24 protein-coding genes are annotated in these 23673 nt (G+C 61.2%); 2 read left to right on the top strand and 22 right to left on the bottom strand.

The window, feature by feature from the left end; genetic code table 11:
- Positions 1-5: 5 nt before the first annotated feature.
- The 6 genes from selB to fdnG form a co-directional block, all read right to left on the bottom strand.
- A complete protein-coding gene (selB, locus tag SB765_RS24705) occupies positions 6-1928 on the bottom strand; it encodes a selenocysteine-specific translation elongation factor (RefSeq protein WP_410912367.1) in 1923 nt (640 codons plus the stop codon).
- Positions 1925-3352: an L-seryl-tRNA(Sec) selenium transferase gene (selA, locus tag SB765_RS24710; protein ID WP_341797426.1), complete on the bottom strand. Its 1428-nt coding sequence runs from the start codon at positions 3350-3352 to the stop codon at positions 1925-1927. Before selA ends, selB begins: the two co-directional genes overlap by 4 nt.
- 122 nt (positions 3353-3474) lie before the next feature.
- Positions 3475-4401, bottom strand: coding sequence for a formate dehydrogenase accessory protein FdhE (fdhE, locus tag SB765_RS24715; protein WP_341797425.1), 927 nt, complete (start codon positions 4399-4401; stop codon positions 3475-3477).
- 4 nt (positions 4402-4405) lie between these two features.
- The gene (locus SB765_RS24720; protein WP_132846736.1) at positions 4406-5062 is read right to left on the bottom strand and encodes a formate dehydrogenase subunit gamma; all 657 of its coding nucleotides are present in this window, start codon (positions 5060-5062) and stop codon (positions 4406-4408) included.
- Positions 5059-6009 carry a formate dehydrogenase subunit beta gene (fdxH, locus tag SB765_RS24725; protein WP_063424888.1) on the bottom strand — a complete coding sequence of 317 codons (951 nt, stop codon included), beginning with the start codon at positions 6007-6009 and terminating at the stop codon, positions 5059-5061. The genes SB765_RS24720 and fdxH overlap by 4 nt, the downstream gene beginning before the upstream one ends.
- The gene (gene fdnG, locus SB765_RS24730) at positions 6009-9077 is read right to left on the bottom strand and encodes a formate dehydrogenase-N subunit alpha (protein ID WP_410932079.1); all 3069 of its coding nucleotides are present in this window, start codon (positions 9075-9077) and stop codon (positions 6009-6011) included. The genes fdxH and fdnG overlap by 1 nt, the downstream gene beginning before the upstream one ends.
- 321 nt (positions 9078-9398) lie before the next feature.
- Here fdnG and SB765_RS24735 point away from each other — a divergent pair, with 321 nt between their 5' ends.
- On the top strand, positions 9399-9887 hold the full coding sequence (locus tag SB765_RS24735; protein WP_161774249.1) for a GlcG/HbpS family heme-binding protein: 489 nt from the start codon (positions 9399-9401) through the stop codon (positions 9885-9887).
- Positions 9888-9957: 70 nt separating this feature from the next.
- Here SB765_RS24735 and SB765_RS24740 read toward each other — a convergent pair whose 3' ends face one another.
- The gene (locus tag SB765_RS24740; protein WP_016497749.1) at positions 9958-10509 is read right to left on the bottom strand and encodes a single-stranded DNA-binding protein; all 552 of its coding nucleotides are present in this window, start codon (positions 10507-10509) and stop codon (positions 9958-9960) included.
- Between the two features lie 9 nt (positions 10510-10518).
- Positions 10519-11913 carry an MFS transporter gene (locus SB765_RS24745; protein WP_016497748.1) on the bottom strand — a complete coding sequence of 465 codons (1395 nt, stop codon included), beginning with the start codon at positions 11911-11913 and terminating at the stop codon, positions 10519-10521.
- A 129-nt stretch (positions 11914-12042) separates the two neighbouring features.
- Here SB765_RS24745 and uvrA point away from each other — a divergent pair, with 129 nt between their 5' ends.
- Complete coding sequence (gene uvrA / locus SB765_RS24750) at positions 12043-14877, top strand: excinuclease ABC subunit UvrA (protein ID WP_049275099.1); 2835 nt, start codon at positions 12043-12045, stop codon at positions 14875-14877.
- Positions 14878-14948: 71 nt separating this feature from the next.
- Here uvrA and bfr read toward each other — a convergent pair whose 3' ends face one another.
- The 14 genes from bfr to rplF all read right to left on the bottom strand — a co-directional run bounded on the left by bfr (position 14949) and on the right by rplF (position 23665).
- Complete coding sequence (gene bfr / locus SB765_RS24755) at positions 14949-15413, bottom strand: bacterioferritin (RefSeq protein ID WP_003255449.1); 465 nt, start codon at positions 15411-15413, stop codon at positions 14949-14951.
- Positions 15414-15576: 163 nt separating this feature from the next.
- Positions 15577-17016: a catalase gene (locus SB765_RS24760; protein ID WP_410932080.1), complete on the bottom strand. Its 1440-nt coding sequence runs from the start codon at positions 17014-17016 to the stop codon at positions 15577-15579.
- A 171-nt stretch (positions 17017-17187) separates the two neighbouring features.
- On the bottom strand, positions 17188-17574 hold the full coding sequence (rplQ, locus tag SB765_RS24765; RefSeq protein ID WP_003255451.1) for a 50S ribosomal protein L17: 387 nt from the start codon (positions 17572-17574) through the stop codon (positions 17188-17190).
- Positions 17575-17616: 42 nt separating this feature from the next.
- Positions 17617-18618 carry a DNA-directed RNA polymerase subunit alpha gene (locus tag SB765_RS24770; protein WP_003255452.1) on the bottom strand — a complete coding sequence of 334 codons (1002 nt, stop codon included), beginning with the start codon at positions 18616-18618 and terminating at the stop codon, positions 17617-17619.
- 22 nt (positions 18619-18640) lie between these two features.
- A complete protein-coding gene (gene rpsD, locus SB765_RS24775; protein WP_012270238.1) occupies positions 18641-19261 on the bottom strand; it encodes a 30S ribosomal protein S4 in 621 nt (206 codons plus the stop codon).
- 15 nt (positions 19262-19276) lie between these two features.
- Positions 19277-19666: a 30S ribosomal protein S11 gene (gene rpsK, locus SB765_RS24780; protein WP_003255454.1), complete on the bottom strand. Its 390-nt coding sequence runs from the start codon at positions 19664-19666 to the stop codon at positions 19277-19279.
- 18 nt (positions 19667-19684) lie between these two features.
- The gene (gene rpsM, locus SB765_RS24785; protein WP_003255457.1) at positions 19685-20041 is read right to left on the bottom strand and encodes a 30S ribosomal protein S13; all 357 of its coding nucleotides are present in this window, start codon (positions 20039-20041) and stop codon (positions 19685-19687) included.
- A 131-nt stretch (positions 20042-20172) separates the two neighbouring features.
- The gene (gene rpmJ, locus SB765_RS24790; protein WP_002555468.1) at positions 20173-20289 is read right to left on the bottom strand and encodes a 50S ribosomal protein L36; all 117 of its coding nucleotides are present in this window, start codon (positions 20287-20289) and stop codon (positions 20173-20175) included.
- Positions 20290-20317: 28 nt separating this feature from the next.
- Positions 20318-21649, bottom strand: a complete 1332-nt coding sequence (gene secY, locus SB765_RS24795; RefSeq protein WP_003255459.1) for a preprotein translocase subunit SecY — start codon at positions 21647-21649, stop codon at positions 20318-20320.
- The gene (gene rplO, locus SB765_RS24800) at positions 21650-22084 is read right to left on the bottom strand and encodes a 50S ribosomal protein L15 (protein ID WP_003255461.1); all 435 of its coding nucleotides are present in this window, start codon (positions 22082-22084) and stop codon (positions 21650-21652) included. It lies immediately after the preceding gene.
- 3 nt (positions 22085-22087) lie between these two features.
- Entirely contained in the window at positions 22088-22264 is a 177-nt protein-coding gene (gene rpmD / locus SB765_RS24805) for a 50S ribosomal protein L30 (RefSeq protein ID WP_016497744.1), read from the bottom strand.
- Between the two features lie 2 nt (positions 22265-22266).
- Positions 22267-22767, bottom strand: a complete 501-nt coding sequence (gene rpsE, locus SB765_RS24810; RefSeq protein ID WP_003255465.1) for a 30S ribosomal protein S5 — start codon at positions 22765-22767, stop codon at positions 22267-22269.
- Positions 22768-22770: 3 nt separating this feature from the next.
- The gene (gene rplR, locus SB765_RS24815) at positions 22771-23121 is read right to left on the bottom strand and encodes a 50S ribosomal protein L18 (protein ID WP_003255467.1); all 351 of its coding nucleotides are present in this window, start codon (positions 23119-23121) and stop codon (positions 22771-22773) included.
- Positions 23122-23131: 10 nt separating this feature from the next.
- Positions 23132-23665: a 50S ribosomal protein L6 gene (rplF, locus tag SB765_RS24820; RefSeq protein ID WP_401102629.1), complete on the bottom strand. Its 534-nt coding sequence runs from the start codon at positions 23663-23665 to the stop codon at positions 23132-23134.
- Positions 23666-23673 lie beyond the last annotated feature (8 nt).

Here is a 23673-nt window from a genome sequence, read left to right on the forward strand (position 1 = left end):
TGAACTCAGTGCCTGGCCTGTTGCTGGGCCAGGGCGCTGTCGGCGCGGATGTGACGCTGGTCGGCCACCCTCCGGGTCAGGCCGATGCGGTCGAAATATTCCAGAATCTGCACACTGCGCTTGCGACCGATGCCCAACATATCGCGAAACGCGGCCACCTGCACTATCGGCGTTTCGCTGGCCTGCCCCAGCAACAGCTCTGCCATGCGCTGTAGCGTCGCCTCTGGGTAGAACAGGTCACGCACCACCTGGTGCACCACACCAAGCCTAGCCAGCTTGCGCAGCAGCAGGCGCACGTCGGCTTCGGCGCAATTCTCCTCAGTTGCCAGCGTCCTGACCCAGGGCGGATCGTATTGTCCCTCCAGCAACTTCGGCTGCAAGCGCGCCCACAACGCACTGTCGGCTTCGCTCAACTGCACCTTGTGATCGGGCAAATGCAGCCAAGGCCCGCTGCTGGCGATGGCGCCGTCATCGAGCAGTTCATCCAGCAGGCTGACGAATGCCGGCCGCTCCAGCGGCAAGGCCGCAAAGCGACGCAGGCGATCACGGTCCGGGCCCAGTTGGTCAGGCTCTTGCTCATGGAACCGCGCCAAGTGCTCCAGCACCTGTTGCTTCAGCGCCTGCCACTGGGCGTTGGCGAACAGCAGCTGCCCCTGCCGCGTGGCCACCACCAATACCCCTTCTGGCAACTGCCAGGTTGCGCGCAGGCGATTGAACTGCCGCTCAAGCCGCTGGGGATCGATGCCACCGAGAGCGCTGGCGAGCAGCGCAGGCAGGGCCTGTTCCAGGTCCTCGGCATCCCGTAGCACCTGCAACTGGCGCAGGCGTTCATCGCTGCGGCGCTGCCGGCTTGGCGCGAATGGGTCGAGTACTTTGCCGCCCCCCAAGGTGCGCTGGGCACGCTGGTCACGCAACACCAGGCGATCGCCGTGCACGGCCTGCAACGGCGCATTGAGCAGTAACTGGGCGAACATACGCTGCCCCGCTGCCAAGGACTCACCTTCGAGCAAGGCCACGCGGGCCGTTACATCCTGGGTGCCGAGGTGCACGTGTACAGCGCTGAAATGTTCAAACGTACGGGGCTCGCCCGGCAGCAGGTTCAACTCGATATCGACGCGTACGCTGGGCGCGTGCAGCCACTCGGGCACCAGCCAGTCGCCCCGATGCAGCTGCTCCATCGCCAGCCGTTCGGCCGTGATATTCAACGCCACTCGCTGGCCTGCCTCGGCCACCAGCGCGGCCTGGTTCTGCGCATGCAGACCACGCACCCGCACCGGTTTGCCGGCCTTGCCCAGCAATAAGGTGTCGCCGGCACTGACCCGCCCGGCCAGCGCCGTGCCCGTGACCACCACGCCGGCACCGGTAACCGCGAAAGCGCGGTCGACGGCCAGGCGAAAACCGCCACCAGCGCTGCGCTTGCGCACCGCTGCTTCGGCCTCCAGCAAGGCCTGACGCAGCGCGTCTATGCCTACCCCGTTGATGCTGGAGACGGGAAACTGCCGCGCACCGGCATACGGCCCGGGCGCCAGCAGTTCGCTGACTTGCGCCCGCACTTCGGCCAGGCGCGCCGGCTCGACCCGGTCACATTTGCTGATCGCCACCAAGGCCTGAGGAATGCCCAACAGCTCGATGATCGCCAGGTGCTCGCGGGTCTGCGGCATGACCCCGTCGTCGGCAGCCACCACCAACAACACCAGGTCGATACCGTGGGCACCGGCCAGCATGTTGTGGATAAAGCGCTCGTGGCCCGGTACGTCGATGAAACCGGTCAGCGGTGCACCTTCGACCAGGGGCGCGTAGCGGTACCCCAGGTCGATGGTCATGCCGCGGGCACGCTCCTCATGACGCTGGTCGCCGGCCTGCCCGGTCAGCGCCTGCAGCAGTGCGGTCTTGCCGTGGTCGATATGGCCGGCGGTACCGACGATCACTGCACCGGCCCCAGTTGCAGGGCGGGCAACTGCGCCAGCCACTGGAGCTCGTCATCCAGTTGGCGCAAGTCCAGCCACAGGGCGTCGTCATCGATACGGCCAAGCACCGGCACCGGTAGTTCACGCAGTGCCCGTTCCAGCACATGCAGGCTGCGTCCTCGCAACTTCTTCGACACCTGCGGGCGCAGGCACAGGGCTGCACTGGGCAAGCGCGCCACCGGCTGGCTGCCACTGCCGATCATGCCCAGCGCGGGCTCCACGCTGACAGCCCACTGCTCACCGAGGTGAGCCTTTAGCCCAGGGGCCAGGCGCTCGGCCTGGGCCTGTATCTCGGCCTGGCTGCGGGTCAGCAGACGCAGGCTGGGCAGGCGCTCGGCCAGGCGGTCGGGGTTACGGTACAGCGCCAGCACCGCTTCGAGTGCAGCGAGGGTGATCTTGTCGACGCGCAGCGCACGCTTTAGCGGGTTTTTCTTGATCCTGGCAATCAAGTCCTTGCGACCGACGATGATCCCGGCTTGCGGCCCGCCCAGCAGTTTGTCGCCACTGAAGGTGACGATATCGGCGCCGTCAGCCAGTGCCTGACGCACCGTCGGCTCGGCGGGCAAGCCCCAACGGGTAAGGTCTAGCAGGCTGCCGCTGCCCAGGTCTTCGAGCAGCGGCAGCTCATGTTGGTGGGCGATGCGCGCCAGCTCGGCCGTGGGCACCTGAGTAGTGAAGCCCTGGATGCTGTAGTTGCTGCAATGTACCCGCATCAGCAGGCCGGTACGTGGGCCGATGGCAGCTTCGTAGTCGCGGGCGTGGGTGCGGTTGGTGGTGCCGATCTCGTGCAGTTTCACACCGGCACGGGCCATGATGTCGGGGATACGAAAGGCACCGCCGATCTCGATCAACTCGCCGCGGGAGATGATGCCCTCCTTGCGCGCGCCCAGGCTGTTGAGCGCCAGCAGCACAGCGGCGGCATTGTTGTTGACTACGGTGACGGCTTCGGCGCCGGTCAACTCGCGGATCAAACCTTCGATCAAATCGTCACGGTCGCCGCGCTTACCGGTAGCCAGGTCGAATTCCAGATTGAGGGGATAGCGGGCGGCGGTTTGCATGGCCTCGATGGCTTCTTCGGGCAACAGAGCACGACCGAGGTTGGTGTGCAGTACGGTGCCGGTGAGGTTGAACACGCGGCGGACCTGGCTGCGCTGCTGAACGGCCAGGCGTTCGCCGGTGCGGCCCAAGAGGATCTCGGGGGCCAGTTCGGCGGGGGTGAGTTCACCGTTGCGGGCGGGGGCGCGCAGGTCGTCGAGCAGCTGGCGCAGGGTGGCCAGGACCGCGTCGCGGCCGTGGCGGTCGATCAGTGCGAGGCCGGCCGGGTGGCGCAGGAGGGTGTCGATGGAAGGCAGGCGTAGGGTGTCGCTGGCGAGGCTTGAAGACATGCGGTACTACCTTGGCTAATCCGGTGTCTGTACTGGCCTCTTCGCGGGTGAATCCGCTCCCACAGGGTCCGCGAAGCGGGTTTACCCGCGAAGAAGGCAACTCGGTGTTTCAGTGTAGACACTCAGCCACCACCCGGCGCGAGCATCAGGTTTGGTGCCAGGCGATGGAAGCCCTCCTCGTCCAGGCGCATATCCAGCGCCAGGCTGGCCAGGTCGTCGGCCAGCGCCTCGGCCGCAGCGTCGTTTTCCAGATAATTCTGCTTCAGGTACGTATTGCACCCGGGGCAGCACTCCGCACGCAGCGGTGCCTTGCCCGGCGCATGGCGGTCATCTTCAAGGCTGGTGTAGCGCAAGTCCTTGCTCGACTCGCAGTACACACACTTGACCCGCACCACATGCCATTCACAGGCACACAGCGAACAGGCCAGATAGCGCAAGCCATTGTGCTTGCCGCGGTTACGCACCACCCCGGCCATTGCCGGCGAACCGCACGCCGGACACTGGGCCAGGCTACCGGCGGGTTTGAGCTCCGGCGCCGGGAGCGCCAGCAACCAACTGGACCAGGCCGCCTGCAACGCAGCGCCCAAAAACGGCACCAATGCCGCAGGCACCGCGTCGTACTGGCCCGCCAGCAAGGCGATGCCCCAGCCCTTGCGCTGATGGTCATCACTGCTGCGCAGCACCTGCAATGCTTCACCCAACGGGCCGCCTGTAGCGCCGCTGCAGTGCTCCAGCAGGGCCTGCAACCAGACAAGCCAAGGCCCTTCACGCACCAGGCTGTCGGCCGCCAGCGGCGGCAAGCCATGACTTATGCACAGGCGTTGACGCTCCTCGGCCACCGGCATACGACCGGGTGGGTTATCCACAAGCTGCTGCTGGATGCGGCACAACTGCGCGATCAGCCGCAGATAGTCGCCAAGGGCATTGCCATCGGCCAGTTGCTCAAGGCGCGCAGCGCGCAGTTCGAACAGATTGGCGGGGGGCAGATGCAGGAACGGCGGCGCTACCGCCGACGCTTCGATCTGCCCGGGTTCAAGTATCGTGCTCAAGCGCTCATCCTTCTTTTCGTCCGTGATCGCCCGGCGTCTTGTCGCCGGTCACTTCGCGGTACCACAACGCATGGTGCTTGCGCGCCCAGGGGCGGCTGACCCAGCCATGCAGCATGGCGCCGATCGAGCCCTTGATCCAGATGCCGGCGTAGATGTGCACGATGATGCTGAGGATCAGCACGAAGCCCGCCAGTGCGTGGGCAAGCGATGCCAGGCGAATCGAGCCTATATCAAAGAAGTGACTGAAATAGGCCCGCCAGATCACCACACCGCTGATCAACAACACCAGCATGCACAGCAATAGCGTCCAGAACAGCAGTTTCTGCCCGGCGTTGTATTTACCAATGGGGGGCACGCCGTCTTCGCGGTTGACCATCACCCGATCAATGCGACGCAACCACAGGCGGTCGTTGGCGGTGATGAAGTTGGCGCGCCAGAAGCGGAACACCAGGCCGAGGAAAAACACGAACATCGCCACACCCATGAACGGGTGCAGGATGCGCGTCCACGGCCCACCGCCGAACAGATGGCTTAACCAGAACAGCGCCGGGTGAAACAGCGCCAGCCCGGAAAGCCCGGCCATGAAGAACAGGATGGCGACAATCCAGTGGTTGGTCCGCTCGTTGGCGTTGTAGCGCAGGATGGGTTTGTTGTCGTTCATGGCCGCTGCTCCCCTTGCCCACCGGGCTGCTTCGGATCGTAGACATGCACCGCCGGATCTACCTGGTGCACGCTGTCATCGGGCGGCGCTGGGTGCTCGTCCTCCTCTACCCGCTGCGGGCCAACCCGCACGTAGTGGAAGAACCCGGCCAATACCGCCGCGCCCATGGCCAGCAGCGCCAGCGGTTTGGTGAAGCCCTTCCACAGCCCCACAAGCGGGCTGATCACCGGCTGGTCCGGCAGGCCGGCGTACAGCTTCGGCGTGTCGGCATGGTGCAGCACGTACATCACGTGGGTGCCACCGACGCCATCCGGGTCGTACAGCCCGGCCTTGTCGTAGCCCCGCGACTTCAGGTCGACGATGCGCTCGGCGGCGTGCACCTTCATCTCGTCCTTGCTGCCGAACACGATCGCCCCGGTCGGGCAGGTTTTCACGCAGGCCGGCTCCAGGCCCACGCTCACGCGGTCGGAACACAGCGTGCACTTGTACGCCTTGTGGTCCTTCTGCGAGATGCGCGGGATGTTGAACGGGCAGCCGGTGATGCAGTAACCGCAACCGATGCAGTGGTCCTGGTTGAAGTCGACGATGCCGTTGGCGTGCTTGATGATCGCCCCCGGGCTCGGGCAGGCCTTCAGGCAACCTGGGTCGGCGCAGTGCATGCAACCATCCTTGCGGATCAGCCACTCCAGGTTACCGTCGTCGCGCTCGTGCTCGGTAAAGCGCATCAGGGTCCAGGTCTCGGCAGTGAGGTCCTGGGGGTTGTCGTAGGTGCCGTGGTTGTGGCCGACCTCGTCACGCAGTTCGTTCCACTCCGAACACGCCACCTGGCAGGCCTTGCAGCCGATGCACTTGGTGGTGTCGATCAGCTTGGCGACTTCCTGCTGCTGGCGTACCGAAGGCGGTACGGTGGTGGTGGCCGAGCGGGCGATGATGTCTTGGCTGGCCATCAGAGTTTCTCCACTTTGACGAGGAACGACTTGGACTCTGGCGTCTGCGTGTTGCCGTCACCCAGGAATGGCACCAGTGTGTTGGTCAGGTAGCCATGCCGCGTTGCACCGGTGAAGCCCCAGTGCAACGGGATGCCGATCTGGTGCACGGTCTGGTTGTTGACCTGCAGCGGGCGAATCCGCTTGGTCACCACCGCCACCGCATCGATATGCCCGCGCTTGCTCGACACCCGCACCCGGTCGCCGGCCTTGATGCCTTTCTCATTGGCGAGTACCTCGCCGATCTCGACAAACTGCTCCGGCTGGGCAATGGCGTTGAGCCGGCAATGCTTGCTCCAGAAGTGGAAGTGCTCGGTGAGCCGGTAGGTGGTCGCCGCATAGGGGAACTCGTCGTGGGTGCCGAGGGTGTCCCACACAGAGTCGAAGATGCGCCCGGCCGGGTTGCTGACCACCTTCTTGTTCTGCGGGTGCAGCGGGTTGATGCCAATCGGCGTTTCGAATGGCTCGTAATGCTCGGGGAACGGGCCTTCGGCCATCTTGTCGATGGCGAAGAAGCGCGCCACGCCTTCAGGGTTCATGATGAACGGGTTCATCCCCGCTTCCGGTGGCGAGTCGACCTTGAAGTCCGGCACGTCGGTGCCGGTCCAGGCCTTGCCGTTCCACCACACCAGGCGCTTTTTCTCCGGGTCCCACGGCTTGCCTTGCGGGTCACTGGAGGCACGGTTGTAGAGGATGCGGCGGTTGGCCGGCCAGGCCCAGGCCCAGTTCTGCACCTGATGCATGCCGTAGGGGTCGCTGTTGTCACGACGGGCCATCTGGTTGCCCTGCTCGGTCCAGCTGCCGGCGAAGATCCAGCAGCCGGACGCGGTGCTGCCATCGTCCTTCAATTGCCCGAAGCCCGACAGCTGCTGGCCGGCTTTGAGCGTGGCGCCGGTGGCGTCGGTAAGGTCGGTGACTGCCCAGCCGTTCATCTCCTTGGCCAGCTCCTCCGGGGATGGCTCTTCAGGAATCTTGTACGGCCAGCTGATGTTCATCATCGCGTCAGGGTAGGCACCGCCCTCGGCCTGGTAGCGTTGGCGCATGCGCAGGAACAGCCCGCTCATGATCTGCACGTCGGTACGGGTCTCACCCGGGCCGTCGGCGCCCTTCCAGTGCCATTGCAGCCAGCGGCTGCTGTTGACCAGCGAGCCATCCTCCTCGGCGAAGCAGGTGGTGGGCAGGCGGATCACTTCGGTCTGGATACTGGCAGTATCGACATCGTTGAATGGCCCGGCGTTGCGCCAGAACTCCGAGGTTTCGGTAGCCAGCGGGTCCATGATCACCAGCCACTTGAGCTTGCCCAATGCCGCAGTCACGCGGTTCTTGTCCGGCAGCGCAGCGATCGGGTTGAAGCCTTGGCACACGTAGCCGTTGACCTTGCCTTGGCTCATCATCTCGAACATGCGCAGCACGTCATAGGCAGGCACGTCGAGCTTGGGCAGCCAGTCATAACCCCAGTTGTTTTCTGCCGTGGCGTTGGCGCCGTACCATGCCTTCATCAGGCTGACGTGGAACTTGCCGTAGTTCTGCCAGTACGACAGTTGCCCCGGGCGCAGCGGTTTGGATGCGCGCTTGTCGATGTAGGTGGCGTAGTCCTGCTCGGCATCCCCAGCCAGGGTCAGGTAACCCGGCAGCGAGTTCGACAGCAGGCCGAGGTCGGTCAGGCCCTGGATGTTGGAATGCCCGCGCAGTGCGTTGACCCCGCCACCTGGCATACCGACGTTGCCCAGCAGCAGCTGGACCATGGCCGCGCTGCGGATGATCTGCGCACCGATCGAGTGTTGCGTCCAGCCCAGTGCATAGAGAATCGTCATGGTCTTGCCCGGTACCGAGCAGGTGGCGATCTCTTCCCAGACCTTCATCATGGCGTCCTGTGGCATGCCACAGATCATGCTCGCCAGCTCAGGGGTGTAGCGGCTGTAATGCTGCTTCATCAGCTGGAACACGCAACGTGGGTGCTGCAGGGTCGGGTCGACCTTGGCAAAACCGTCCTCACCCAGCTCGTAACCCCAACCGGATTTGTCGGCATACACGCGCTTGGCCTCGTCGTAGCCGCTGAACAGCCCGTCCTCGAAGCCATAGCTCTCTTTGACGATGAACGACACGTCGGTGTAGTTGCGCACGTATTCGTGCTGGATCTTGTCGGTGCTCAGCAGGTAATTGATCAGCCCGCCCATGAAGGCGATGTCGGTACCGGTACGGATCGGCGCGTAGTAGTCCGCCACCGAAGCGGTACGGGTAAACCGTGGGTCGACCACAATCAGCCGCGCGTTGTTGTGCGCCTTGGCCTCGGTCACCCATTTGAAGCCGCACGGATGCGCTTCTGCTGCGTTGCCACCCATCACCAGGACCAGATTCGCGTTGGCGATATCGGACCAGTGATTGGTCATGGCGCCACGGCCGTACGTCGGGGCAAGACTTGCCACCGTCGGGCCATGTCAGACACGTGCCTGGTTATCGAACCCCAGCATGCCTGTTGCGCGGACGACCTTGTGGGTCAGGTAGCCAGCCTCGCTGGAGGCGGCGGAGGCAGCAAGAAAACCGGTGGTAAGCCAGCGGTTGACGGTTTGCCCCTGGGCGTTCTTCTCGATGAAGTTGGCGTCGCGGTCCTGCTTCATCAGGTCGGCGACGCGGTCGAGCGCCTCGTCCCAGCTCACCCGCACCCACTCCTTGCTACCCGGCTTGCGTACCTCGGGGTACTGCAGGCGGCTTGGGCTGTGGATAAAGTCCAGCAGGCCGGCGCCTTTCGGGCAAAGAGTGCCGCGGTTGACCGGGTGGTCGGCGTCACCTTCGATATGGATGATGCTCTGTTTGACGTTCTTGCCCGCATCACCCTGGCTGTACATGATCAGGCCACAGCCGACCGAGCAGTAGGGGCAGGTGTTACGGGCTTCTTTCGTATGCGCCAGCTTGAAGTGACGCACCTGCTCGGCGAATGCCGGCGTCGGGGCCATGCCCAACGCCGCCAGGCTCGAGCCTCCAAGGCCGACGGCGGCGACCTTGAAGAATTGCCGACGGTTGAGGTCCATCGTGCACTCCTGATCAGGTGGTGGACGCGCGGAACATGGCCGGCGCCTCTTGGTAGTCACGGTGGCGGTTTTGACGGCCGCCAACAGGTAAGACTAGTCAAGAATCCGAAACGTGCGATGACCTGGGTCAGGGGCGATGCAGTTGGTGCATGGCTTGTGGTTGCCTGAGTACCTAGAGGCGCACTTCATTACCTGACATGTAACCAAAAGCAAAAAAGCCATCTGCCAGGCAGTAGCCCCACGTCAACTTCAGAAACGGACTACATCCAAGGGTGACTGTTGCTTGCTAGCTTCGCGAAAAATCCTAGGGATGGTGCTCACATGAACAAGAACTTCAGCCGCGTCACACTCTTGATGGTCTCGCTATTAATGGCAGCACCGTCGCTGGCGGACCCTCCGAAAACCACCCCTACGTCCCCCATCACTTCCGAAGCTGCTCGAACAATGGCCGCCAACGCCGAGCGCGCAGCCCGTGCCCACGGTCATGCCATCGTCATCAGCATCGTCGACAGCCATGGCAACCTGAAGCACTTCCACCGTATGGACGGCACCAGCAGCGGCAGCATCCAGGTCGCGCAACTCAAGGCCTCGACTTCTGCCCGCTTTCCGCTTTCCTCCAGCTCGCTGGCGGACCGCAGCGCGGCACTACCAGCCAATCCCTACGCGTCCTTGCCAGGCTTCACCCTGTTGGGAGGCGGTTTGCCGATCATCGATGGCGACGGCCAGCACATCGGTGGCATCGGCATCAGCGGCGCTACGCCGGAACTGGACGCGCAATTCGCCCAGGCGGCGCTGGATGGCGATGCCTGAATTCACACATAAAAAAACCCAGGGCAACTGCCCTGGGTTTCTGGTTTTGCGTGACGCCTGACCGCTCGAATCAGAACGGAATATCGTCATCGAAGCTGTCGAAGTCGGCGGCCGGCTGCGGCGCAGGCTGCTGGGGCGCTGGGCGCTGAGGGGCCTGTTGCGGACGCTGGGCCTGCTGGCGAGGCGGTGCCTGGTTGTACTGTTGCTGCTGGCCGCCACCCTGGTTGTAGTTGCCGCCACCCTGGTTGTACGGGTCGCCGCCTTGCTGCTGGCCTTGCGGACGGCCGCCAAGCAGCTGCATGGTGCCGTTGATGTCGACGATGATCTCGGTGGTGTAGCGCTTGATACCGTCTTTTTCCCACTCGCGGGTCTGCAGCTTGCCTTCGATGTAGCACTGCGAACCCTTGCGCAGGTACTCGCCGGCAATTTCGGCAACCTTGCCGAACAGCGACACACGGTGCCACTCGGTACGCTCGACCTTCTGGCCCGACTGCTTGTCGGTCCACTGCTCGCTGGTAGCCAGGCTCAGGTTGGTCACGGCGTTACCGTTGGGCAGGTAGCGGACTTCGGGATCCTGGCCACAGGTGCCGACCAGAATGACTTTGTTAACCCCACGGGCCATAACGTTCTCCTAGGCTTCGCACGCCGAAGAGGCCGGGTTAACCAGGCGCTCGAGGGTCGTACGGTCCAAAATTTTCGTATCCAGTTTGATATAGATGGCGGCTTCTTCAGCCACCACAACGGCGTCGGTCACACCCGGCACGGCCATCAGGCGCTCGGTCAGGCCGGCTTCCCGGACTGCCTCTGGCGTCAGCGGCATGCGCAGGCTGGTCACATAGGGCGGCTCGTTCATGCGAAGCGCGACGACCAGCCAGATGGCACACAGTACCGCGCAACCGAGGAACACCATGTTCAGCCCGCCGTGCTGGAACAACCAGCCACCGAGGATTCCTCCCAAGGCAGCGCCAAGGAACTGGCTGGTGGAATAAACCCCCATTGCCGTCCCCTTGCCACCGGCAGGCGACACCTTGCTGACCAGCGAAGGCAGCGAAGCCTCCAGCAGGTTGAATGCGGTAAAGAATACCACGGTGCCAATCACCAGTCCGCGCAAACCGTCAGCCCACTCCCAGAAGTATATCTCTGTCAGCAGCAGGACACTGACCGCACCGGCCAACACACGTTTCATCTTGCGCTTCTTTTCGCCGTAGATGATGAACGGGACCATTGCAAAAAATGAGATGAACAACGCGGTCAGGTACACCCACCAGTGTTGCTCTTTGGGCAGCCCCCCGCGCTCGACGAAGGCCAGTGGCAATGCGACGAAGCTGGCCATGAGAATGGCGTGCAGAACAAAAATGCCCACGTCCAGGCGCAGAAGGTCCGGATGGCGCAGGGTCGGGCCTATGGCCTGGCGCGCTACACCCGACTCGCGGTGCTGCAGGATGCTGTGCGAGTTGGGCACGACAAACGCGACCAACAGGATGCCGACCAGGGCAAGACCCGCCGTGGCGAGGAACAATCCTGACAAACCAAAGGCACTTGTCAGCAATGGGCCGACGACCATGGCGACCGCGAACGACAGGCCGATGCTCATGCCGATCATGGCCATGGCCTTGGTCCGGTGTTGCTCGCGAGTGAGGTCGGACAGCAGCGCCATGACCGCGGCAGAAATCGCCCCCGCGCCCTGCAGGATACGCCCGGCGATCACCCCCCAGATGGAATCGGCCTGGGCCGCCAGCACGCTGCCCAGGGCAAAGATCACCAGCCCCAGGTAAATCACCGGCCGACGGCCGATGCGGTCGGAAATCATGCCGAACGGGATCTGCAATACCGCCTGGGTCAGGCCATAGGCACCGATGGCCAGGCCGATCAGCGCTGGCGTGGCGCCGGCCAGGTCCATGCCGTAGGTGGCCAGCACCGGCAAGACCATGAACATGCCCAGCATACGAAAGGCAAAGACCAGGGCAAGGCCGCCAGCGGCGCGGGTTTCGCCGCCACTCATGCGCTCGTTGTGGGTGTCGTGCATGGATTAACCTCGTGTGAACCGGCGGCGATTCTATCAGTCCGACAGCTTGACGGCATCTACGCGACGCTTTGCCGCGTCATACTGGCGCGCCGTATACTTCCTTGTTTATGCCCGCCAAGCGAGGCCGCAGTGGACAAGATCCTGATTCGTGGGGCACGTACCCACAACCTGAAGAACATCGACCTGACCCTGCCCCGGGACAAGCTGATCGTGATCACCGGCCTGTCCGGTTCCGGCAAGTCGTCCCTGGCGTTCGATACCTTGTACGCCGAAGGCCAGCGCCGCTACGTGGAGTCGCTGTCGGCCTACGCCCGGCAGTTCCTGTCGATGATGGAAAAGCCCGACGTCGACACCATCGAAGGCCTGTCGCCGGCCATTTCCATCGAGCAGAAATCGACCTCGCACAACCCACGCTCCACGGTTGGCACCATCACCGAAATCTACGACTACCTGCGCCTGCTATATGCCCGCGTCGGCACCCCTCGTTGCCCGGACCACGATATCCCGCTGGAGGCGCAAACGATCAGCCAGATGGTCGACCTGGTGCTGGAGCGCCCGGAAGGCAGCAAGCTGATGCTGCTGGCACCGGTGGTGCGCGAGCGCAAGGGTGAGCACCTGGCGGTGTTCGACGAGCTGCGCGCCCAGGGCTTCGTCCGCGCCCGGGTAAACGGCAAGCTTTACGAGCTTGATGAACTGCCGAAGCTGGACAAGCAGAAGAAGCACAGCATCGATGTGGTAGTGGACCGCTTCAAGGTCCGCGCCGACCTGCAGCAGCGCCTGGCCGAATCGTTCGAGACCGCACTCAAGCTGGCTGACGGCATCGCCTTGGTAGCCCCAATGGACGACGAAGAAGGCGAAGAGATGATTTTCTCCGCCCGCTTCGCCTGCCCGGTCTGCGGCCATGCCATCAGCGAGCTGGAACCGAAGCTGTTCTCCTTCAACAACCCGGCTGGCGCCTGCCCGACCTGTGATGGCCTGGGGGTCAAACAGTTCTTCGACACCAAGCGCCTGGTCAATGCCGAACTCACCTTGGCCGAAGGCGCGATTCGTGGCTGGGACCGGCGCAACGTGTACTACTTCCAGATGCTTGGCTCGCTGGCCGCGCATTACGGCTTCAGCCTGGAAGAACCGTTCGGCGAGCTGTCGGCCGAGCACCAGAAGGTCATCCTGCAAGGCAGTGGCAAGCAGACTGTCGACTTCAAGTACCTCAACGACCGTGGCGACATCGTCAAGCGCTCGCACCCGTTCGAAGGCATCGTGCCAAACCTTGAGCGCCGCTACCGCGAGACCGAATCGGCCACTGTGCGTGAAGAGCTGGCGAAGTTCCTCGGCACACAGCCCTGCCCGGATTGCCGCGGTACCCGCCTGCGCCGCGAGGCGCGGCATGTATGGGTTGGCGAAAAGACCCTGCCGGCGGTGACCAACCTGCCGATCGGTGAAGCCAGCAACTACTTCGGCGAGCTGACCCTAACCGGCCGCCGCGGCGAGATTGCCTCAAAAATTCTCAAGGAAATCTGCGAACGCCTGCAGTTCCTGGTCAACGTCGGCCTCGACTACCTCACCCTCGACCGCAGCGCCGATACCCTGTCCGGTGGCGAAGCGCAGCGTATCCGCCTGGCCAGCCAGATCGGCGCCGGCCTGGTCGGGGTGATGTACATCCTCGATGAACCGTCCATCGGCCTTCATCAACGCGACAACGACCGCCTGCTGGCCACCCTCAATCACCTGCGCGACCTGGGTAACACGGTGATTGTGGTGGAGCATGACGAGGACGCCATTCGCTTGGCCGACTACGTGGTCGACATTGGCCCGGGTGCCGGGGTGCACGGCGGCCAGATCGTCGCCGAGGGCACGCCGCAGGAGGTCATGGACCACCCTGACTCGCTGACCGGCAAGTACCTGTCCGGGCGCAAGAAGATCGTCGTGCCGGCCAAGCGCACACCGCGCAACAAGAAGCTGCAGCTAAAGCTCAAAGGCGCGCGCGGCAACAACCTGCAGAACGTCGACCTGGAAGTCCCGATCGGCCTGCTGACCTGTGTAACCGGGGTATCCGGCTCGGGCAAGTCGACGCTGATCAACAACACCCTGTTCCCGCTGGCAGCCACTGCCCTCAATGGTGCAAGCACCCTGGAAGCGGCCCCGCACAGCAGCATGGACGGCTTGCAGCACCTGGACAAGGTGGTGGATATCGACCAGAGCCCGATCGGCCGCACCCCGCGCTCGAACCCGGCGACCTACACCGGCATCTTCACGCCGATCCGCGAGCTGTTCTCCGGCGTGCCGGAATCGCGCTCACGCGGCTACGGCCCGGGGCGCTTCTCGTTCAACGTCAAGGGCGGACGCTGCGAGGCTTGCCAGGGCGACGGCCTGATCAAGGTGGAGATGCACTTCCTGCCAGACATCTACGTGCCGTGCGACGTGTGCAAGAGCAAGCGCTACAACCGCGAAACCCTGGAGATCAAGTACAAGGGCAAGAACATCCACGAGGTGCTGGAAATGACCATCGAGGATGCCCGCGAGTTCTTCGACGCAGTACCGGCGCTGGCGCGCAAGCTGCAAACCCTGATGGATGTGGGGCTTTCGTACATCAAGCTGGGGCAGTCGGCGACCACACTGTCTGGCGGTGAAGCGCAGCGGGTAAAGCTGTCACGCGAGCTATCCAAGCGCGATACCGGCAAGACCTTGTACATCCTCGATGAACCGACCACAGGCCTGCACTTTGCTGATATCCAGCAGCTGCTGGACGTACTGCATCGCCTGCGCGACCACGGCAACACCGTGGTGGTGATCGAGCACAACCTGGATGTGATCAAGACCGCCGACTGGTTGGTGGACCTGGGGCCGGAGGGTGGCTCCAAAGGTGGCCAGATCATTGCCTGCGGTACACCTGAAGAACTGAGCGAGATGAAACAGTCGTATACCGGGCATTACCTGAAACCACTGCTGGAGCGGGATCGGGCCTGAGTGTTGCGCCTGCAATGAAAAAGCCCCTGGTACCGTTGGTGCCAGGGGCTTTTTTTGAGTCTGTGGATAACTTACATCTGCGACTGCAGGTAGTTTTCCAGGCCAATGGCCTTGATCAACCCTTGCTGCTTCTCCAGCCAGTAGGTGTGATCTTCTTCGGTATCCGCCAATTGCGCACGGAGGATGTCACGGCTCACGTAGTCCTTGTGCAGCTCACACAGCTCGATGCCTTTGCACAGGGCGCCACGCACTTTGTACTCGAGCTTGAGGTCAGCCTCGATCATTTCTGGCACGGTGCTGCCGACCTCGAGGTCGTCCGCACGCATGTCGGGGGTGCCTTCGAGCATGAGGATGCGACGCATCAGGGCATCGGCGTGCTGCGTCTCTTCTTCCATCTCGTGGTTGATGCGCTCGTAGAGCTTGGACAGGCCCCAGTCTTCGTACATGCGCGAATGAATGAAGTACTGGTCGCGTGCCGCCAGTTCGCCCTTCAGCAGCGTGACGAGGTAGTTGATTACATCTGGGTGGCCTTGCATCGCCCTGGTTCTCCATGTGAAAACGTCTATGCCACATAGTGTGAACCAGCTTTTGCCTGCGGTCACTGAAAAACCCGCAATCAGAAGCAAAAAATCGGTTAAACAGTAGTGATATTCATTGAAAAACCGCCCAAATGAGGGCGGTTCTGCTTATCACTTAGAGTCAGGCCAGGTTGATGCCCAACGCCTTGGCAATCCCTTCGCCATAGGCCGGGTCAGCCTTGAAGAAGTACTGCAACTGGCGCTGGATCACGTCTTCGCTGACACCTGCCATGGTGCCGGCAATGTTGCTGATCAGCAGTGCCTTCTGCTCATCGCTCATCAGGCGGAACAACGCGCCGGCGTGGCTGAAGTAGTCGGTGTCCTCACGGTGATCGTAACGGTCTGCCGAACCGTTCAGGGCCAGCGCGGGTTCAGCATGGCGTGGCGACTGCTTCGGTGCCTCAGCGTAGCTGTTGGGCTCGTAGTTCGGTGCACTGCCGTAACTGCCAGTGGCCATGGAGCCGTCGCGCTGGTAGCTGTTGACTGCGCAGCGTGGCGCATTCACCGGCAAATGCTGGTGGTTGGTGCCCACACGGTAGCGGTGTGCGTCTGCGTAAGCGAATACACGGCCCTGCAGCATGCGGTCCGGCGACAGGCCAACCCCTGGCACCATGTTGCTCGGCCCGAACGCAGCCTGCTCGACTTCGGCGAAGTAGTTGAGCGGGTTACGGTTGAGCTCCAGCACGCCCACCTCTATCAACGGATAATCCTTCTGCGACCAGGTCTTGGTGACGTCGAAGGGGTTCTCGTCGCGACTGGCTGCCTCGGCTTCGCTCATCACCTGAATGCATACGGTCCAACGCGGGTAGTCGCCACGTTCAATGGCTTCGAACAGGTCGCGCTGGGCGTAGTCCGGGTCAGTACCCGCCAGGCGTGCAGCATCTGCCGGCGCGAGGTTCTTGATACCTTGCTGGGTCTTGAAATGCCATTTGACCCAGGTACGCTCGCCCTTGGCGTTGATCAAGCTGTACGTGTGGCTGCCGAAGCCGTGCATATGGCGATAGCCGTCCGGAATACCACGGTCCGAGAACAAGATGGTGACCTGGTGCAGCGCCTCGGGCGAGTGCGACCAGAAGTCCCACATCATCTGGGCGTTCTTCAGGTTGGATTGCGGATGGCGCTTCTGGGTGTGGATAAAGTCCGGAAACTTCAGCGGGTCGCGAATGAAGAACACTGGCGTGTTGTTACCCACGATGTCCCAGTTGCCTTCCTCGGTGTAGAACTTGACGGCAAAGCCACGAGGATCTCGCTCGGTGTCTGCAGAGCCACGTTCGCCGCCGACAGTGGAGAACCGCAGGAAGGTTTCTGTTTGCTTGCCGATCTGCTCGAACAGCTTGGCGCTGGTGTATTGGGTGATATCGCGGTTGACGGTAAAGGTGCCGTAGGCGCCCGAGCCTTTGGCGTGCACGCGGCGCTCAGGAATGTTCTCGCGGTTGAAATGGGCGAGCTTCTCGATCAGGTGGAAGTCGTCGAGCAACAGCGGGCCACGCGGGCCGGCGGAACGGGAGTTCTGGTTGTCGGCTACTGGTGCACCGCTGGCGGTGGTAAGAATCTTGCTCATGGGCTCTCCTTATCGGTCTTCAAGCGCCGGCTAATCGGCTTGGAGAGAGTATTGACGAGCAAGGCTACAGGGACAAATTCATTACATGACTTGTATCAATAGAAATTAACAATACAGGCAGACACAAAAAACCGGGCACTAGGCCCGGTTCTTTGTAGCAGACAGAACGTCTTACTCAGCAGCTTCTACAGCACCGCCGACCGGACGATCAACCAGCTCGACGTACGCCATAGGCGCGTTGTCGCCAGCGCGGAAACCGCACTTCAGGATGCGCAGGTAGCCGCCCTGACGGGTGGCGTAACGCTTGCCCAGGTCGTTGAACAGTTTGCCAACAGCGGACTTCGAACGGGTACGGTCGAAGGCCAGACGACGGTTAGCAACGCTGTCTTCCTTGGCCAGGGTGATCAGCGGCTCGGCAACGCGGCGCAGTTCCTTGGCTTTCGGCAGGGTGGTTTTGATCAGCTCGTGCTCGATCAGCGACACTGCCATGTTCTGGAACATAGCCTTGCGGTGAGAGCTGGTACGGCTCAGGTGACGTCCACTTTTACGATGACGCATGATTCATTCCTTACCAAACACTACGTTCGGTGATTACGACGATCAGGCGGTCGCCTTGTCGTCTTTCTTAAGACTTGCAGGCGGCCAGTTGTCGAGGCGCATGCCGAGAGACAGACCACGAGAGGCCAGGACGTCCTTGATTTCAGTCAGGGACTTCTTGCCCAGGTTAGGAGTCTTCAACAGCTCTACTTCGGTACGCTGAATCAGGTCGCCGATGTAGTAGATGTTCTCCGCCTTGAGGCAGTTGGCCGAACGTACAGTCAGTTCCAGGTCGTCAACCGGACGCAGCAGGATCGGATCGATCTCGTCTTCCTGCTCGACTACGACGGGCTCACTGTCACCTTTGAGGTCGACGAACGCGGCCAACTGCTGTTGCAGGATGGTCGCAGCGCGGCGGATAGCCTCTTCAGGATCCAGGGTACCGTTGGTTTCCAGATCAATGACCAGCTTGTCCAAGTTGGTACGCTGTTCAACACGGGCGTTTTCGACCACATAGGCGATACGACGCACCGGGCTGAACGAAGCGTCCAACTGCAGACGGCCAATGCTACGGCTTTCGTCTTCGTCGGTTTGACGGGAGTCAGCCGGCTCGTAACCGCGACCACGAGCTACAGTGAGCTTCATGTTCAGGGCGCCGTTCGACGCCAGGTTCGCGATTACGTGATCGGGGTTGACGATCTCGACATCGTGATCCAGCTGAATATCGGCAGCGGTAACCACCCCCGAACCCTTTTTCGACAAGGTCAGCGTAACTTCGTCACGACCGTGCAGTTTGATAGCCAGGCCTTTCAGGTTCAACAGGATTTCAATTACGTCTTCCTGTACACCTTCGATCGCGGAGTACTCGTGGAGTACGCCATCGATCTCGGCCTCGACTACTGCACAGCCAGGCATGGAGGACAACAGGATGCGGCGCAGCGCGTTGCCCAGGGTATGGCCGAAACCACGCTCGAGAGGCTCGAGCGTAATCTTGGCGCGGGTCGGACTGACTACCTGCACATCAATGTGGCGGGGAGTCAGGAACTCATTTACCGAAATCTGCATGGATGCACCTATTTTCTAGCCCTTACTTGGAGTAGAGCTCGACAATCAGGTTTTCGTTGATGTCGGCAGACAGGTCGCTGCGAGCAGGAACGTTCTTGAAAACGCCCGACTTTTTAGCAGCATCCACGTCAACCCACTCAACGCGGCCACGCTGGGCGCACAGTTCAAGGGCTTGAACAATGCGCAGCTGGGCCAGCGACTTCTCGCGGACCGCGACCACGTCACCCGGACGAACTTGGTAGGATGGAATGTTTACAGTCTTACCGTTGACGCTGATCGCTTTGTGCGAAACCAGCTGGCGGGATTCGGAACGAGTCGAACCGAAGCCCATACGGTAGACGACGTTATCCAGACGGCACTCGAGCAGTTGCAGCAGGTTCTCACCGGTTGCGCCTTTTTTCGAGGCTGCAGCTTGGTAGTAACCGCGGAACTGACGCTCCAGAACACCGTAGATACGACGGACTTTTTGTTTCTCGCGCAGCTGGGTACCGTAGTCGGACTGACGGCCACGGCGCTGGCCGTGGATACCTGGGGCTGCTTCGATGTTGCACTTCGATTCCAGAGCGCGAACGCCGCTCTTCAGGAACAGATCGGTGCCTTCACGACGAGACAGTTTGCATTTTGGACCAATGTAACGTGCCATTCTTCTGTCTCCTGATTACACGCGACGCTTCTTCGGCGGACGGCACCCGTTATGCGGGATTGGCGTCACGTCGGTGATGCTGGCGATCTTGTAGCCGCAGCTGTTCAGTGCACGAACGGCGGATTCACGACCCGGACCTGGACCCTTGACGTTGACGTCGAGGTTCTTCAGGCCGTATTCCAGCGCAGCTTGACCAGCACGTTCAGCAGCAATCTGGGCTGCGAACGGAGTGGATTTGCGCGAACCACGGAAACCCGAACCACCGGAGGTCGCCCAGGACAAAGCATTGCCCTGACGGTCGGTGATGGTCACGATGGTGTTGTTGAAAGAAGCGTGGATGTGGGCGATGCCATCAACCACTGTCTTTTTGACTTTCTTACGAGGACGAGCAGCAGGTTTTGCCATGTCTATATTCCTGGGCGGTTACTTGCGGATCGGCTTACGCGGGCCCTTACGGGTGCGTGCGTTGGTCTTGGTGCGCTGACCGCGAACCGGCAGACCTTTACGATGACGCAGGCCGCGGTAGCAACCCAGGTCCATCAAGCGCTTGATCTTCATGTTGATGTCACGACGCAGGTCACCTTCGGTGGTGAACTTCGCAACTTCGCCACGCAGGGTTTCGATTTGCTCGTCGCTCAGATCCTTGATCTTAGCGGCTGGGTTTACACCAGCGTCTGCACAAATCTTCTGTGCAGTTGTGCGACCGACACCATAGATGTAGGTCAGCGAGATAACAGTATGCTTGTTATCTGGAATGTTGACGCCTGCAATACGGGCCATTCAGTGGGACTCCAATTGACAGCTACCTACGCCCCGGAAGCCAAGAAATAGGGCGCGAGATAATATCGCTGTAGAAACGAATAATCAACCCAGCAGCACACTAGCTGCTGGGTTTGAAGCGCAGATCACACTCAGCCTTGGCGCTGTTTGTGACGCGGTTCCGCGCTGCAGATCACTCGAACGACGCCTTCGCGACGGATGATCTTGCAGTTACGGCACAGCTTTTTCACCGATGCACGAACTTTCATTACCGACTCCTCGAACCTTAGGGGCGTATCAGCGCAGCAAACCGCTGCCGCCGTAGCCTTTCAGGTTGGCTTTCTTCATCAGGGATTCGTACTGGTGCGAAACGAGGTGCGATTGTACTTGGGACATGAAGTCCATCACAACCACTACCACAATCAGCAACGAGGTCCCGCCAAGGTAGAACGGCACATTTGCTGCCACCACCAGGAACTGGGGCAGAAGGCAGACGGCCATCATGTAAAGAGCACCGAACATGGTCAAACGAGTCAGAACGCCATCAATGTAGCGCGCAGACTGCTCACCAGGACGGATACCCGGAATAAAGGCACCGGACTTCTTCAGGTTTTCCGCTACGTCTTTCGGATTGAACATCAACGCTGTGTAGAAGAAGCAGAAGAAAATGATCCCTGCACTAAACAGCAAGATGTTCAACGGCTGACCAGGAGCGATCGACTGCGAGATGTCCTGCAGCCAGCCCATACCTTCGGACTGACCGAACCAGGCACCCAGCGAAGCCGGGAACAGCAAAATGCTGCTCGCGAAAATGGCCGGGATAACCCCCGCCATGTTCACTTTCAGCGGCAAGTGGCTGGTCTGCGCAGCAAAGACCTTACGGCCCTGCTGACGCTTGGCGTAGTGAACGGCGATACGACGCTGACCACGCTCAATGAACACCACAAAACCGATAATCGCTACTGCCAGCAAACCGATTGCGACCAGGGCGAAAATGTTGATATCGCCTGTGCGTGCAGACTCGAAAGACTGCCCGATTGCTCTCGGAAGACCGGCAACGATACCTGCGAAGATCAACATCGAGATACCGTTGCCCACACCGCGCTCGGTGATCTGCTCGCCCAGCCACATCATGAACATCGCGCCTGCCACGAAAGTGGAGACGGCAACGACATGGAAGCCCAGGCCCGCAGAAAACGCCACGCCCTGGTTGGCCAGGCCAATGGACATGCCAATGGCTTGAACCAGTGCCAGGATAACGGTGCCGTAGCGGGTGTACTGGCTGATCTTGCGACGGCCAGCTTCACCTTCCTTCTTCAACTGCTCCAGTTGCGGGCTGACCGCCGTCATCAGCTGCATGATGATCGATGCCGAAATGTACGGCATGATCCCCAGTGCAAAGATGCTCATGCGCTCAAGCGCGCCACCGGAAAACATGTTGAACAAGCTAAGAATGGTCCCCTCATTCTGCCGAAACAGATCCGCCAGACGGTCCGGATTGATGCCAGGAACCGGGATATGCGCACCTATCCGATAGACGATGATCGCCATGAACAGAAAGCGCAGACGAGCCCAGAGTTCCGACATCCCGCCCTTACCGAGCGAAGAGAGAGCACCTTGCTTAGCCATTTATTCCTCGAATTTGCCGCCAGCTGCTTCGATAGCCGCACGCGCACCCTTGGTGGCTGCGATGCCCTTGATGGTGACTGCGCGAGTAACTTCGCCAGACAGCATGATTTTCACACGCTGAATGTGCTGGTTGATCACGTTGGCATCCTTCAAGGATTGCACGGAGATCACGTCGCCTTCCACTTTGGCCAGCTCGGACAGACGCACTTCTGCGCGGTCCATGGCTTTCAGGGAAACGAAGCCGAATTTCGGCAGACGACGGTGCAGCGGCTGTTGACCGCCTTCGAAGCCCGGAGCGATCGAACCACCCGAACGGGAGGTCTGACCTTTGTGGCCACGGCCGCCGGTCTTACCCAGACCGCTACCGATACCACGACCCGGACGATGCTTTTCGCGACGGGAACCCGGCGCTGGACTCAGATCATTGAGTTTCATCGATTAACCCTCGACGCGCAGCATGTAGTAAGCCTTGTTGATCATCCCGCGATTCTCGGGAGTATCCAGGACTTCTACAGTGTGACCGATGCGACGCAGACCCAGGCCCTTAACACACAGTTTGTGGTTAGGCAGACGACCCGAGACGCTCTTGATCAGCGTTACTTTTACGGTTGCCATGATCAGAAGATCTCCTCGACGCTCTTGCCGCGCTTGGCAGCAATGGATTCAGGAGATTGCATGGCTTTCAGACCCTTGAAAGTGGCGTAAACCACGTTCACTGGGTTGGTCGAACCGTAGCACTTGGCCAGAACGTTCTGAACACCAGCAACTTCCAGGACAGCACGCATTGCGCCACCAGCGATGATACCGGTACCTTCCGAAGCAGGCTGCATGTAAACCTTCGAGGCGCCGTGGGCAGCCTTGGTGGCGTACTGCAGGGTGGTGCCCTTCAGGTCTACCTGGATCATGTTGCGGCGAGCAGCTTCCATGGCTTTCTGAATCGCAGCAGGTACTTCGCGCGATTTGCCACGGCCGAAGCCCACACGACCTTTACCATCACCAACCACGGTCAACGCGGTGAAGGTGAAGATACGGCCGCCTTTTACGGTCTTGGCAACGCGGTTAACCTGAACCAGCTTCTCGATGTAGCCTTCGTCGCGCTTTTGATCGTTATTTGCCATAACTTAGAACTCCAGCCCGCCTTCACGAGCAGCATCAGCCAGCGCTTTGACGCGGCCATGGTACTTGAAGCCGGAACGGTCAAAGGCAACTTGAGATACACCGGCGGCTTTCGCACGCTCAGCTACCAGCTTGCCAACCTTAGTGGCCGCGTCGATGTTGCCAGTGGCGCCATCACGCAGGTCTTTGTCCAAGGTCGAGGCGCTTGCCAGAACCTTGCTGCCGTCGGCCGAAATGACCTGGGCATAGATGTGCTGCGAGGAGCGGAACACGCACAGGCGCACGACTTCGAGTTCGTGCATCTTGAGACGTGCTTTGCGAGCGCGACGCAGTCGAATAACTTTTTTGTCGGTCATTTACTAGGCCCTACTTCTTCTTGGCTTCTTTACGACGGACTACTTCGTCCGCGTAACGCACACCTTTGCCTTTGTAAGGCTCTGGCGGACGGAAGTCGCGGATTTCAGCGGCCACCTGACCTACCAGCTGCTTGTCGATACCCTTGATCAGGATGTCGGTCTGGCTAGGCGTTTCAGCGGTGATACCGGCTGGCAGTTCGTAGTCCACTGGGTGAGAGAAGCCCAGGGCCAGGTTCAGGACGGCGCCTTTAGCCTGTGCCTTGTAACCAACACCGACCAGCTGGAGCTTACGCTCGAAGCCTTGGCTTACGCCTTGGACCATGTTGTTAACCAGAGCGCGGGTGGTACCGGCCATGGCACGAGCTTGCTGGTCACCATTGCGAGCGACGAAACGCAGCTCACCAGACTCTTCGGTAACTTCAACAGACGAGTGAACGTTCAGTTCGAGAGTGCCCTTGGCACCCTTCACCGAAAGCTGCTGGCCTGCGAATTTGACTTCGACACCGGACGGCAGCTTAACGGGGTTCTTAGCGACGCGAGACATGTCTATCC

The sequence above is a fragment of the Pseudomonas sp. SIMBA_067 genome (genome assembly GCF_046534675.1).
Taxonomy (GTDB): domain Bacteria; phylum Pseudomonadota; class Gammaproteobacteria; order Pseudomonadales; family Pseudomonadaceae; genus Aquipseudomonas; species Aquipseudomonas putida.

Excerpts from the sequence above, each read along its gene's own strand:
- selA (WP_341797426.1), bottom strand. The coding sequence starts at position 3,352 with ATGTCTTCAAGCCTCGCCAGCGACACCCTACGCCTGCCTTCCATCGAC.
- SB765_RS24720 (WP_132846736.1), bottom strand. The coding sequence starts at position 5,062 with ATGAACGACAACAAACCCATCCTGCGCTACAACGCCAACGAGCGGACC.
- fdxH (WP_063424888.1), bottom strand. The coding sequence starts at position 6,009 with ATGGCCAGCCAAGACATCATCGCCCGCTCGGCCACCACCACCGTACCG.
- SB765_RS24735 (WP_161774249.1), top strand. The coding sequence starts at position 9,399 with ATGAACAAGAACTTCAGCCGCGTCACACTCTTGATGGTCTCGCTATTA.
- SB765_RS24740 (WP_016497749.1), bottom strand. The coding sequence starts at position 10,509 with ATGGCCCGTGGGGTTAACAAAGTCATTCTGGTCGGCACCTGTGGCCAG.
- SB765_RS24745 (WP_016497748.1), bottom strand. The coding sequence starts at position 11,913 with ATGCACGACACCCACAACGAGCGCATGAGTGGCGGCGAAACCCGCGCC.
- bfr (WP_003255449.1), bottom strand. The coding sequence starts at position 15,413 with ATGCAAGGCCACCCAGATGTAATCAACTACCTCGTCACGCTGCTGAAG.
- SB765_RS24760 (WP_410932080.1), bottom strand. The coding sequence starts at position 17,016 with ATGAGCAAGATTCTTACCACCGCCAGCGGTGCACCAGTAGCCGACAAC.
- rplQ (WP_003255451.1), bottom strand. The coding sequence starts at position 17,574 with ATGCGTCATCGTAAAAGTGGACGTCACCTGAGCCGTACCAGCTCTCAC.
- SB765_RS24770 (WP_003255452.1), bottom strand. The coding sequence starts at position 18,618 with ATGCAGATTTCGGTAAATGAGTTCCTGACTCCCCGCCACATTGATGTG.
- rpsD (WP_012270238.1), bottom strand. The coding sequence starts at position 19,261 with ATGGCACGTTACATTGGTCCAAAATGCAAACTGTCTCGTCGTGAAGGC.
- rpsK (WP_003255454.1), bottom strand. The coding sequence starts at position 19,666 with ATGGCAAAACCTGCTGCTCGTCCTCGTAAGAAAGTCAAAAAGACAGTG.
- rpsM (WP_003255457.1), bottom strand. The coding sequence starts at position 20,041 with ATGGCCCGTATTGCAGGCGTCAACATTCCAGATAACAAGCATACTGTT.
- rpmJ (WP_002555468.1), bottom strand. The coding sequence starts at position 20,289 with ATGAAAGTTCGTGCATCGGTGAAAAAGCTGTGCCGTAACTGCAAGATC.
- secY (WP_003255459.1), bottom strand. The coding sequence starts at position 21,649 with ATGGCTAAGCAAGGTGCTCTCTCTTCGCTCGGTAAGGGCGGGATGTCG.
- rplO (WP_003255461.1), bottom strand. The coding sequence starts at position 22,084 with ATGAAACTCAATGATCTGAGTCCAGCGCCGGGTTCCCGTCGCGAAAAG.
- rpmD (WP_016497744.1), bottom strand. The coding sequence starts at position 22,264 with ATGGCAACCGTAAAAGTAACGCTGATCAAGAGCGTCTCGGGTCGTCTG.
- rpsE (WP_003255465.1), bottom strand. The coding sequence starts at position 22,767 with ATGGCAAATAACGATCAAAAGCGCGACGAAGGCTACATCGAGAAGCTG.
- rplR (WP_003255467.1), bottom strand. The coding sequence starts at position 23,121 with ATGACCGACAAAAAAGTTATTCGACTGCGTCGCGCTCGCAAAGCACGT.
- rplF (WP_401102629.1), bottom strand. The coding sequence starts at position 23,665 with ATGTCTCGCGTCGCTAAGAACCCCGTTAAGCTGCCGTCCGGTGTCGAA.